Origin of the sequence: Streptomyces sp. PA03-6a (assembly GCF_033792765.1) — a bacterium.
In the GTDB taxonomy this organism is placed as follows: Bacteria; Actinomycetota; Actinomycetes; order Streptomycetales; family Streptomycetaceae; genus Actinacidiphila.
Window position 1 is genome coordinate 52678 of the sequence record NZ_JARAVK010000019.1, and the last position, 12176, is coordinate 64853.

8 protein-coding genes are annotated in these 12176 nt (G+C 71.7%); 7 read left to right on the top strand and 1 reads right to left on the bottom strand.

Going from position 1 to position 12176, the window contains the following annotated elements:
* Positions 1–31: 31 nt before the first annotated feature.
* The 7 genes from trpB (at position 32) to PV350_RS07570 (ending at position 11391) form a co-directional block, all read left to right on the top strand.
* The gene (trpB, locus tag PV350_RS07540; protein ID WP_499511307.1) at positions 32–1276 is read left to right on the top strand and encodes a tryptophan synthase subunit beta; all 1245 of its coding nucleotides are present in this window, start codon (positions 32–34) and stop codon (positions 1274–1276) included.
* Positions 1273–2082, top strand: coding sequence for a tryptophan synthase subunit alpha (trpA, locus tag PV350_RS07545; protein ID WP_499511306.1), 810 nt, complete (start codon positions 1273–1275; stop codon positions 2080–2082). The genes trpB and trpA overlap by 4 nt, the downstream gene beginning before the upstream one ends.
* A gap of 75 nt (positions 2083–2157) precedes the next feature.
* The gene (locus PV350_RS07550) at positions 2158–3054 is read left to right on the top strand and encodes a DsbA family protein (RefSeq protein ID WP_500333199.1); all 897 of its coding nucleotides are present in this window, start codon (positions 2158–2160) and stop codon (positions 3052–3054) included.
* A gap of 75 nt (positions 3055–3129) precedes the next feature.
* Positions 3130–4149, top strand: coding sequence for a prolipoprotein diacylglyceryl transferase (lgt, locus tag PV350_RS07555; RefSeq protein ID WP_499511304.1), 1020 nt, complete (start codon positions 3130–3132; stop codon positions 4147–4149).
* 193 nt (positions 4150–4342) lie between these two features.
* Complete coding sequence (locus PV350_RS07560) at positions 4343–5074, top strand: VIT1/CCC1 transporter family protein (RefSeq protein ID WP_499511303.1); 732 nt, start codon at positions 4343–4345, stop codon at positions 5072–5074.
* 274 nt (positions 5075–5348) lie between these two features.
* Positions 5349–9938, top strand: a complete 4590-nt coding sequence (gene gltB / locus PV350_RS07565) for a glutamate synthase large subunit (RefSeq protein WP_499516798.1) — start codon at positions 5349–5351, stop codon at positions 9936–9938.
* Positions 9931–11391: a glutamate synthase subunit beta gene (locus PV350_RS07570; protein WP_499511302.1), complete on the top strand. Its 1461-nt coding sequence runs from the start codon at positions 9931–9933 to the stop codon at positions 11389–11391. Before gltB ends, PV350_RS07570 begins: the two co-directional genes overlap by 8 nt.
* 62 nt (positions 11392–11453) lie before the next feature.
* Here the strand turns inward: PV350_RS07570 and PV350_RS07575 are convergent.
* A partial coding sequence (locus tag PV350_RS07575) for a hypothetical protein (protein ID WP_500333200.1) occupies positions 11454–12176 on the bottom strand: 723 nt, incomplete at its 5' end.

The window sequence follows — 12176 nt, forward strand, 5'->3', positions numbered from 1 at the left end:
GACGCGCGCCCCCGAAGGAGCCGAGAACGTCATGTCCGAAGACTTCTTCATCCCCGACCCCGAGGGCCGGGTGCCCAGTGCCGAGGGCTACTTCGGCAGGTTCGGCGGCAAGTTCATCCCGGAGGCGCTGGTCGCCGCCGTGGACGAGGTCGCCGTGGAGTACGACAAGGCGAAGTCCGATCCGGCCTTCGCCGCGGAACTGAACGACCTGCTGGTGCACTACACCGGCCGCCCGAGCCCGCTCACCGAGGTGCCGCGGTTCGCGGAGCACGCCGGCGGGGCACGGGTCTTCCTCAAGCGGGAGGACCTCAACCACACCGGCTCGCACAAGATCAACAACGTGCTGGGCCAGGCGCTGCTCACCAAGCGCATGGGCAAGACCCGGGTCATCGCCGAGACCGGCGCGGGCCAGCACGGTGTGGCGACGGCCACCGCCTGCGCCCTGTTCGGCCTGGAGTGCACCATCTACATGGGCGAGGTCGACACCGAGCGCCAGGCGCTCAACGTCGCCCGCATGCGCATCCTCGGCGCCGAGGTGATCCCCGTGAAGTCGGGCAGCCGCACGCTGAAGGACGCGATCAACGAGGCGTTCCGCGACTGGGTCGCCAACGTGGACCGCACCCACTACCTCTTCGGCACGGTCGCGGGCCCGCACCCCTTCCCGGCGATGGTGCGCGACTTCCACCGCGTCATCGGCGTCGAGGCCCGCCGCCAGATCCTGGAGCGCGCGGGCCGGCTGCCGGACGTGGTCGCCGCCTGCGTGGGCGGCGGGTCCAACGCGATCGGCCTGTTCCACGCCTTCATCCCGGACGAGGGCGTACGCCTGGTCGGCCTGGAGGCGGCGGGACACGGCGTGGACTCCGGCGAGCACGCGGCGACGCTCACCGTCGGCGAGCCCGGCATCCTGCACGGCTCCCGCTCCTACGTCCTGCAGGACGACGAGGGCCAGATCACCGAGCCGTACTCGATCTCGGCCGGCCTGGACTACCCCGGCATCGGCCCCGAGCACGCCTACCTCAAGGAGACCGGCCGCGCCGAGTACCGCCCGGTCACCGACGACGAGGCGATGCAGGCGCTGCGCCTGCTGTCCCGCACCGAGGGCATCATCCCGGCCATCGAGAGCGCGCACGCCCTCGCCGGCGCGCTGGGGGTCGGCCGGGAGCTGGGCGAGGAGGGCCTGGTCCTGGTCAACCTCTCCGGCCGCGGCGACAAGGACATGGACACGGCCGCCCGCTACTTCGGGCTGTACGACGAGGCTGAAGGAGCACAGCGGTGAGCGGGCAGATCGAGCTGCTGGACCGGACCCTGGCCGGCGCCAGGGCCGAGGGGCGCGCCGCCCTGGTGGCCTACCTCCCGGCCGGTTTCCCGACCGTGGAGGGCGGCATCGAGGCGGCGAAGGCGGCCCTGGACGGCGGTGCCGACGTCGTCGAGATCGGCCTGCCGCACAGCGACCCCGTGCTGGACGGCCCGGTCATCCAGACCGCGGACGACATCGCGCTGCGCGGCGGCGTGCGGATCAAGGACGTGCTGCGCACGGTGCGGGAGGCGCACGCCGCGACCGGGAAGCCGATCCTGGTCATGACGTACTGGAATCCGGTGGACCGCTACGGCACCGAGCGCTTCGCGGCCGAGCTGGCCGAGGCGGGCGGCGCGGGCTGCATCCTGCCGGACCTGCCGGTGGAGGAGTCCGAGGTGTGGCGGAAGGCCGCCGAGCAGCACGGACTGGCCACCGTCTTCGTGGTCGCCCCGAGCAGCCGGGACGAGCGGCTGGCGAAGATCACGGCGGTGGGCTCCGGCTTCGTCTACGCGGCCTCGCTGATGGGCGTCACCGGCACCCGCGAGAGCGTCGGCGCCGAGGCGGCCGACCTGGTGCGGCGCACCCGGGCCCAGACCGAGCTGCCGGTCTGCGTGGGCCTGGGCGTCTCCAACGCCGCCCAGGCGGCCGAGGTGGCGGCCTTCGCGGACGGGGTGATCGTCGGCTCGGCGTTCGTCAAGCGGCTGCTCGACGCGCCGGACCTGGAGCAGGGCCTGACCGGGGTGCGCGAGCTGGCGGCGGACCTCGCCCAGGGCGTCCGCCGGTAGCGGCGCCTCACTCTTCCGGGCGAAACATGGGCCGGGGGTACGCGCGAGCGTGCCCCCGGTTCGTTGTGCCTGGGTGTGAGCGAGAAGAACCGTGAAGGAAAGCGCAGTGCCCGGGACCGGCTGCAGGAGCAGCGCGCGGAGGACGAGCGCCGGCACAAGCGCAAGAGGACGCTGATCGTCGCGGGCTCCGTGGTGGGGGTCCTGGCCGTCGGCGCCGTCATCGGGGTCGTGGTGGCGGGCAGCGGCGGCGGTTCCGGCGCCCCGGCCGTCACCCCGGCGGGCGCGACCGGCAAGGACAGGCTGGCCCTCCCCAACGGCGCGAGCGACGCCCCGTCCACCCTGACCGTGTACGAGGACTTCCGGTGCCCGGCCTGCGCGGCCTACGAGAACGAGCTCCGCGACACCATCCACGGCCTCCAGGACCAGGGCCAGCTCAAGGTCGAGTACCACCTCGTCCGGCTCATCGACGGGAACCTGGGCGGTACCGGCTCGCTCAACGCCGCCAACGCCGCGGCCTGCGCGCAGGACGAGGGCAAGTTCCGCGCGTACCACGACGTCCTCTACCAGAACCAGCCGCAGGAGAACGACGACCACTTCGCCGACAAGACCTACCTGCTGGAGCTGGCCGGCAAGGTGCCGGGGCTGAAGACCGACGCCTTCACCACCTGCGTGAAGGACGGCACGTACGACGACTGGGTGAACGCCAACAACGAGGCCTTCGGCGCCGCCGGCTTCAACTCCACGCCCACCATCCTGCTCAACGGCGGGGAGAACCTGCTCGCCAAGGGGCAGCCCAACCTGACCGCGGACCGGCTGAAGCAGCTGGTCACCGAGGCCAACAAGGGCAAGAAGCCCGGCACCGCGACGCAGGGCGCCACCCCGCCGAGCGCTTCCGGGTCGCCGGGCGCGCCGGGATCGGCGAGCGGCTCCGCGCCCGCGGGAGGCTCTCCCGCGGCCTCGCAGGGCGGCTGAGCTCCCGCCCGTTATCCAGCCGTTGCCGGGCGGGTGCCCGCCGCACCCGCCCGGCACGGTAGCGTCGGCAGTGCCATGGAACTCATCGCCTTCATTCCCAGCCCGTCGCGCGGGGTCATCCACCTCGGCCCCATCCCTCTGCGCGGCTATGCCTTCTGCATCATCATCGGTGTCTTCGTGGCCGTGTGGCTCGGCGGCAGGCGATGGGTCGCCCGCGGCGGACTGAAGACCACGGTCGCCGACATCGCCGTCTGGGCGGTGCCCTTCGGCCTGGTCGGCGGCCGCCTCTACCACGTGATCACCAGTTACGAGCTCTACTTCGGTGAGGGCAAGGACTGGGTCAACGCGTTCAAGATCTGGGAGGGCGGTCTCGGCATCTGGGGCGCCATCGCCCTGGGTGCCCTCGGCGCCTGGATCGGCTGCCGGCGCCGCGGCATCTCGCTGCCCGCGTACGCCGACGCCGTGGCCCCGGGCATCGCCTTCGCCCAGGCCATCGGCCGCTGGGGCAACTGGTTCAACCAGGAGCTGTACGGGCGTGCCACCGATCTGCCCTGGGCCCTGAAGATCGACAGTGCCCACCGGCCGGCGGACAGCCTGGACGTCGCGACGTACCACCCGACCTTCCTCTACGAGTCGCTGTGGTGCGTGGGCGTGGCCCTGCTGGTCATCTGGGCCGACCGGCGCTTCCGGCTCGGCCACGGCCGCGCCTTCGCGCTCTACGTCGCGGCGTACACCGTCGGGCGCTTCTGGATCGAGTACCTGCGCGTCGACGACGCCCACCACGTCCTCGGCCTGCGTCTCAACGACTGGACGTCGATCCTGGTCTTCGTCGCCGCCGTGGTCTACATCGTGGTCTCGGCGCGGCTGCGGCCGGGCCGTGAGGAGGTCGTCGAGCCGGCGGCCGTCGCCGCGGAGGGGACGGACCCCGAGGCGAAGGCCAAGGACGCCGGGGACGCCAAGGGCGAGCAGGCGACCGGCGCGGACGCGGACGCCGAGAAGACCGAAGCCGACGGGGCGGAGCCCGGCCCGGACCGGGACGAGGAGGACGGCGCCGTCCCCGTCGACGCCGAGGCCAAGCCCGCCAAGAACCTCTGACGCGTACGTCGCGCAGCCCGCGGCCGCCGTTCACCACCCCGGTGACGGCGGCCGCGGCGTTTCACCTCCGGGCGCGTTTTCGCAGGTAAGGCAGGCTTTCCTTGCTGGAAACGCAGGGAATTCGAGCGTACGGTCGAGGCGTTCGAGGGAGGGACGCGGGGATCGCCGCCCCGGGGGAAGGAGCACATCGACCATGCCGTCAGCCGTGGAGGACGAGCGGGTCGCGCCGTACCACGTGGCGCACCACACCCACCGGGACGTCAGCGGTGGCTGGCTGCGTCCGGCCGTGTTCGGGGCGATGGACGGCCTGGTGTCGAACCTCGCGCTCATGACCGGCGTCGCCGGCGGCAACGTCGCCCCCTCGACCATCGTGATCACCGGTTTGGCGGGACTCGCGGCGGGCGCTTTCTCGATGGCGGCGGGCGAGTACACCTCCGTCGCCTCCCAGCGGGAGCTGGTCCAGGCGGAGCTGGACGTCGAGCGGCTGGAACTGCGCCGCAACCCCAAGGACGAGCTGCGCGAACTGGCCGCGCTGTACGTCGCCCGGGGCGTCGAGCCGGAGCTGGCCGAAGAGGTGGCACGGCAGATGTCCAGGGATCCGGAGCAGGCCCTGGAGATCCACGCCCGCGAGGAGCTGGGCGTCGACCCGACCGACCTGCCGTCGCCGCTGGTGGCGGCCGGTTCCTCGTTCCTGTCCTTCGGCGTCGGGGCCCTGCTGCCCGTGCTCCCGTACCTGATCGGCGCAACGGTGGTCTGGCCCGCGGTGATCGTCGCGCTGGTCGGTCTCTTCCTCTGCGGGGCGGCTGTGGCCCGTGTGACGGCGCGCAGCTGGTGGTTCAGCGGACTTCGGCAGCTCGTCTTGGGCGGAGCCGCCGCCGGGGTTACCTTCGTTCTGGGAGCGCTGTTCGGCACCGCCGTCGGCTGAGCCGGGTGACGGCCACAAGCCACTTGTTACCCGCTCGTTTCAGCGTGACCAACACAGGGCATCAGTCTGTGGCGCCGTGGGCAGTGTCGCCTGCGTCTCACGTGAGCGATGCTGGCCCATACTGCCTGCTCGTAGCGCTGCTTAGTCCACATGATGGAACTGGCTATCCACTTTTCGGCCATCCGGCCATCATGTAACCTGCACGAAATCGCAGAGGGCCAACGTCGTCCCTAGTGCGCATGTCATATGCCAGATGACGACGACGGGAGAGCCGATGCGTTCCGCGTCCACGCACCCCCAGACCGCCGGCTCCGGTTCCGGCCGGTGGTCCCACATGGACGGGCGTCCCGCCCCCCAGGGGATGTACGACCCCCGCAACGAGCACGACGCCTGCGGCGTCGGCTTCGTGGCCACCCTCACCGGCGAGGCGGACCACGCGCTCGTGGAGCAGGCACTGACCGTGCTGCGCAACCTGGAGCACCGCGGGGCCACCGGCTCCGATCCGGACTCCGGCGACGGCGCGGGCATCCTGATGCAGGTCCCGGACGCGTTCCTGAGGGCGGTCGCCGGCTTCGAGCTGCCCGCCGCCGGCCGGTACGCGGTCGGCACGGCCTTCCTGCCCGTCGAGGACGAGGACCGCCGCAAGGCCGTCGAGTCGATCGAGCGGCTGGCCGCCGAGGAGGGCCTGACCGTCCTCGGCTGGCGCGAGGTGCCGATCGGCCCCGACGTCCTCGGCGCCACGGCGCGCTCGACGATGCCGTACTTCTCCCAGCTCTTCGTCTCGGACGCCGAGGGCGCGCGGTCCGGGATCGACCTCGACCGCCCGGCCTTCGTGCTGCGCAAGCGTGCCGAGCGGGAGGCGGACGTCTACTTCCCGTCGCTGTCGGCCCGGACGCTCGTCTACAAGGGCATGCTGACCACCGGCCAGCTGGAGCCCTTCTTCCCGGACCTGTCCGACGGGCGCACCGCCACCGCGATCGCCCTGGTGCACTCCCGCTTCTCCACCAACACCTTCCCCAGCTGGCCGCTGGCGCACCCGTACCGCTTCGTCGCCCACAACGGTGAGATCAACACCGTCAAGGGCAACCGCAACTGGATGCGCGCCCGCGAGTCGCAGCTCGCCTCCGGCCACTTCGGCGGCGACCTGGACCGGATCTTCCCGGTCTGCACCCCGGACGCCTCGGACACGGCGACCTTCGACGAGGTGCTGGAGCTGCTCCACCTCGGCGGCCGCTCGCTGCCCCACAGCGTGCTGATGATGATCCCCGAGGCGTGGGAGAACCACGACTCGATGGACCCGGCCCGGCGCGCCTTCTACCAGTACCACTCCACCCTGATCGAGCCCTGGGACGGTCCGGCCTGCGTCACCTTCACCGACGGTTCCGTCGTCGGCGCCGTCCTGGACCGCAACGGCCTGCGTCCGGGGCGCTACTGGGTCACCGACGACGGCCTGGTCGTGCTCGCCTCCGAGTCCGGCGTGCTGGACGACATCTCCCCGGACAAGGTGGTCCGCAAGGGCCGGCTGCAGCCCGGGAAGATGTTCCTGGTCGACACGGCCCGGCACCGGATCATCGAGGACGACGAGATCAAGGCCCAGCTCGCCGCCGAGCACCCCTACGCGGAGTGGCTGGAAGCCGGCCTGATCCACCTCAACGACCTGCCCGAGCGCGAGCACATCGTGCACACCCACGCCTCGGTCACCCGCCGCCAGCAGACCTTCGGGTACACCGAGGAGGAGCTGCGGATCATCCTGGCGCCGATGGCGAAGACCGGCGGTGAGCCGCTGGGCTCCATGGGCACCGACTCGCCGATCGCGGCGCTGTCCGAGCGGCCCCGGCTGCTCTTCGACTACTTCACCCAGCTGTTCGCGCAGGTCACCAACCCCCCGCTGGACGCCATCCGGGAGGAGCTGGTCACCTCGCTGATCAGCGCCGTCGGCCCGTCCGGCAACCTGCTGGAGCCGTCGCCGGCGTCCTGTCGCAACATCACCCTGCCCTTCCCGGTGATCGACAACGACGAGCTGGCCAAGCTCATCCACATCAACGCCGACGGCGACCTGCCGGGCCTGAAGGCCGCGACGCTGTCGGGCCTGTACCGGGTCTCCGGCGGCGGGGAGGCGCTGGCCGCGCGGCTGACCGAGATCTGCGCCGAGGCCGACGCCGCCATAGAGGACGGCGCCCGGCTGATCGTGCTCTCCGACCGGCACTCGGACGCCGAGCACGCGCCGATCCCGTCGCTGCTGCTCACCTCCGCCGTGCACCACCACCTCATCCGCACCAAGCAGCGCACCCAGGTGGGCCTGCTGGTCGAGGCCGGCGACGTCCGCGAGGTGCACCACGTCGCGCTGCTCATCGGCTACGGTGCCGCGGCGGTCAACCCGTACCTGGCGATGGAGTCGGTCGAGGACCTGCTGCGCGCGGGCACCTTCCTCCAGGGCCTGGAGCCCGAGGCGGCCATCAGGAACCTGATCAAGGCGCTGGGCAAGGGCGTGCTGAAGGTGATGTCCAAGATGGGCATCTCCACCGTCGCCTCCTACCGCGGCGCGCAGGTCTTCGAGGCCATCGGCCTGGACACCGACTTCGTCGACACCTACTTCCACGGCACCACGACCAAGCTCGGCGGCGCCGGCATCGACGTGGTCGCCAAGGAGGTCGCGGCCAGGCACGCCAAGGCCTACCCCGCCTCCGGCATCGCCCCGGCGCACCGCCGGCTGGAGATCGGCGGCGAGTACCAGTGGCGCCGCGAGGGCGAGCCGCACCTGTTCGACCCGGAGACGGTCTTCCGGCTGCAGCACGCCACCCGCTCGCGCCGCTACGACATCTTCAAGCAGTACACGGACCGGGTGAACGAGCAGTCCGAGCGCCTGATGACGCTCCGCGGCCTGTTCGCGTTCAAGGACGGCGAGCGCGCCCCGATCCCCGTCGACGAGGTCGAGCCGGTCTCCGAGATCGTCAAGCGCTTCTCCACCGGCGCCATGTCGTACGGCTCCATCTCGCGCGAGGCGCACGAGACGCTGGCCATCGCCATGAACCAGCTGGGCGGCAAGTCCAACACCGGCGAGGGTGGCGAGGACCCGGACCGCCTGTACGACCCGGCGCGCCGTTCCGCGATCAAGCAGGTCGCCTCCGGCCGCTTCGGCGTCACCTCGGAGTACCTGGTCAACGCGGACGACATCCAGATCAAGATGGCCCAGGGCGCCAAGCCCGGTGAGGGCGGCCAGCTGCCCGGCCACAAGGTCTACCCCTGGATCGGCAGGACCCGGCACAGCACCCCCGGTGTCGGCCTGATCTCGCCGCCGCCGCACCACGACATCTACTCCATCGAGGACCTGGCGCAGCTGATCCACGACCTCAAGAACGCCAACCCGCAGGCCCGCATCCACGTGAAGCTGGTCTCCGAGGTCGGCGTCGGCACGGTCGCGGCGGGCGTCTCCAAGGCCCACGCCGATGTCGTGCTGATCTCAGGCCACGACGGCGGCACCGGCGCCTCCCCGCTGACCTCGCTGAAGCACGCGGGTGGCCCCTGGGAGCTGGGGCTGGCCGAGACGCAGCAGACGCTGCTGCTCAACGGCCTGCGCGACCGCATCGTGGTGCAGACCGACGGCCAGCTGAAGACCGGCCGCGACGTCGTGATCGCCGCCCTGCTGGGCGCCGAGGAGTTCGGCTTCGCGACCGCCCCGCTGGTGGTCTCCGGCTGCGTGATGATGCGGGTGTGCCACCTGGACACCTGTCCGGTCGGCATCGCCACCCAGAACCCGGTGCTGCGCGACCGCTTCACCGGCAAGGCCGAGTACGTGGTGAACTTCTTCGAGTTCATCGCGCAGGAGGTCCGCGAGCTCCTGGCCGAACTGGGCTTCCGCTCGATCGAGGAGGCCGTCGGCCACGCCGAGCTGATCGACACCACCGCGGCCGTCACCCACTGGAAGGCGCAGGGCATGGACCTCGCCCCGCTCTTCCACGTGCCCGAGCTGCCCGAGGGCGCGGCCCTGCACCGCACCACCGACCAGGACCACGGCCTGGGCAAGGCGCTCGACAACGAGCTCATCGCGCTCGCCAAGGACGCCCTCGACAACGGCGACCCGGTCCGCGCCCAGGTCGCGATCCGCAACGTCAACCGCACGGTCGGCACCATGCTCGGCCACGAGGTGACCAAGAAGTACGGCGGCGCAGGCCTGCCCGACGACACCGTCGACATCACCCTGACCGGCTCCGCGGGCCAGTCCTTCGGCGCCTTCCTCCCCAAGGGCATCACGCTCCGCCTGGAGGGCGACGCCAACGACTACGTCGGCAAGGGCCTGTCCGGCGGCCGGGTGATCGTCCGTCCCGACCGCGGGGCCGACCACCTGGCCGAGTACTCGACCATCGCCGGCAACACCATCGCGTACGGCGCCACCGGCGGTGAGCTCTTCCTGCGCGGCACCACCGGCGAGCGCTTCTGCGTCCGCAACTCCGGTGCCACCGTCGTGTCCGAGGGCGTGGGCGACCACGGCTGCGAGTACATGACCGGTGGCCGGGCGCTGGTGCTCGGCCCGACCGGGCGCAACTTCGCGGCGGGCATGTCCGGCGGCATCGCGTACGTCCTCGACCTCGACCCGGACAACGTCAACACCGGCATGGTGAACGTCGAGGAGCTGGACGCCGACGACATCAAGTGGCTGCACGACGTGGTGCGCCGCCACCAGGAGGAGACGGGCTCCACCGTCGCCGAGAAGCTCCTCGCCGACTGGGGTCACACCCTCACCCGCTTCGGCAAGGTCATGCCGCGGGACTACAAGGCAGTGCTCGCCGCCAAGAACGCCGCCGAGCAAGCCGGGCTCTCCGAGTCCGAGACCGTCGCGAAGATGATGGAGGCGGCAAATGGCTGACCCGAAGGGCTTCCTCACCACGCCCCGCGAGACCGCTCCGACCCGTCCGGTCGAGGAGCGCAAGCAGGACTGGAACGAGGTCTACGTTCCCGGCGGCCTGCTGCCGATCATCACCAAGCAGGCCGGACGCTGCATGGACTGCGGCATCCCCTTCTGCCACAACGGCTGTCCGCTGGGGAACCTGATCCCCGAGTGGAACGACTACGCCTACCGTGAGGACTGGAAGGCCGCCAGCGAGCGCCTGCACGCGACCAACAACTTCCCGGAGTTCACCGGTCGCCTCTGCCCGGCCCCCTGCGAGTCCGCCTGTGTGCTCGGCATCAACCAGCCGGCGGTGACCATCAAGAACGTCGAGGTCACCATCATCGACAAGGCCTGGGACAGCGGGGACGTCACCCCGCAGCCCCCGGACCGGCTCTCCGGCAAGACCGTCGCCGTCATCGGCTCCGGCCCGGCGGGCCTGGCCGCCGCCCAGCAGCTGACCCGGGCCGGCCACACCGTCGCGGTGTACGAGCGGGCCGACCGCATCGGCGGTCTGCTGCGGTACGGCATCCCCGAGTTCAAGATGGAGAAGCGGCACATCAACCGCCGCATCGAGCAGATGCGCGCGGAGGGCACCAAGTTCCGCACCGGTGTCGAGGTCGGCCGCGACATGCCGGGCAGCGCACTGCGCAAGCGGTACGACGCCGTGGTGATCGCCGCGGGCGCCACCCAGTGGCGCGACCTGCCCGCCGAGGGCCGCGAACTCGGCGGCATCTACCAGGCGATGGAGTACCTGCCGCTGGCCAACAAGGTGCAGGAGGGCGACTTCGTCGCCCCGCCGATCACCGCCGAGGGCAAGCACGTGGTCGTCATCGGCGGTGGCGACACCGGCGCCGACTGCGTCGGCACCGCGCACCGCCAGGGCGCCCGCTCGGTCACCCAGCTGGAGATCATGCCCCGGCCGTCGGAGGACCGCCCGGCGCACCAGCCCTGGCCGACCATGCCGATGACGTACAAGGTCACCTCCGCCCACGAGGAGGGCGGCGAGCGGGTCTACGCCGTCAACACCATGAGGTTCGAGGGCGACGAGGACGGCAACGTCAAGGCGCTGCACCTGGTCGAGGTCGAGTTCCAGGACGGGAGGTTCGTCCCGCAGCCCGGCACCGAGAAGGTGATCCCGGCCGAACTGGTCACCCTCGCCATGGGCTTCACCGGCACCGACCAGCGCAACGGCCTGGTCGAGCAGCTCGGCCTGGAGCTCGACGCCCGCGGCAACATCGCCCGCGACAAGGACTTCACCACCAACGTGGACGGTGTCTTCGTCGCCGGTGACGCGGGCCGCGGCCAGTCGTTGATCGTGTGGGCCATCGCCGAGGGCCGTTCCGCGGCCCGCGCGGTGGACCACTACCTCACCGGCGCGAGCATCCTGCCGGCCCCGATCCGTCCGACGGATCGCCCGCTGACGGTCTGACCCTCCGTCACACCTGAGACGTCCCGTACAAGGGCGTACGGAACGGAACGCGGCGCCTGCCCTCACCCGACCGGGGGCAGGCGCCGCACTGCCATGTCGTGGAACTCCACCCGGGCGTCCTCGGTGTAGGCGCCCACGCCGCCCCGGGTGTAGGGGCGTTCGGCGTCCGCGAACGAGGTCAGGAAGCGCCCGTCGACCGTGATCGTGAGCGTGGCGCCGCGCTGCTCCACCTCGATCCGGTACCAGCGCCCGGTGGGGAACGGCGCCGGACCGGTGGCCAGGAAGCGCTGGCCGCCCGGGTACGCCGGGTCGCGCTTGCCCAGCTCCCAGCCGTTCGGCTTGAGGGCCAGGTAGTAGAAGTGCTCCGGGTCGCGGTACGCCCAGACCAGCCAGGGCACTTCCCACGGGTTGGGCCGGGGGGTGCGCAGCTGGCGGAGCGTCCGCGTCCGCGCCCCGAACGCCATGTCCCCGTACTCCTCGGTGGAGACCACCAGGCCCGCGTGCGTGACGTCCGGGCGGTCGGCCACGCCCGGCGAGAGCAGCAGCGACGTGGCGTCCCCGCGGTTGTCGCCGTAGCCGTCGTACACCGACAGCCAGGGCCCGTGCACCGTGCCGTCCGTCCAGCCGGGCCCGGCGCCGCCGCGCCCCTGGCACGCGTACACCACGCCGCCCACCACCAGCAGCAGGGCGAGCACCAGCCCGGCGGACCGCGGGCCCCTCCGCCGCGGGGGGCGGAGGGGCCGGAGCGCGGAGGACCTCAGGGCGGTGGTCATGCCGCGGGGGAG

Coding starts and splice junctions, on each gene's coding strand:
- trpB (WP_499511307.1), top strand. CDS start 32: ATGTCCGAAGACTTCTTCATCCCCGACCCCGAGGGCCGGGTGCCCAGT.
- lgt (WP_499511304.1), top strand. CDS start 3,130: ATGGAACTCATCGCCTTCATTCCCAGCCCGTCGCGCGGGGTCATCCAC.
- PV350_RS07560 (WP_499511303.1), top strand. CDS start 4,343: ATGCCGTCAGCCGTGGAGGACGAGCGGGTCGCGCCGTACCACGTGGCG.
- gltB (WP_499516798.1), top strand. CDS start 5,349: ATGCGTTCCGCGTCCACGCACCCCCAGACCGCCGGCTCCGGTTCCGGC.
- PV350_RS07570 (WP_499511302.1), top strand. CDS start 9,931: ATGGCTGACCCGAAGGGCTTCCTCACCACGCCCCGCGAGACCGCTCCG.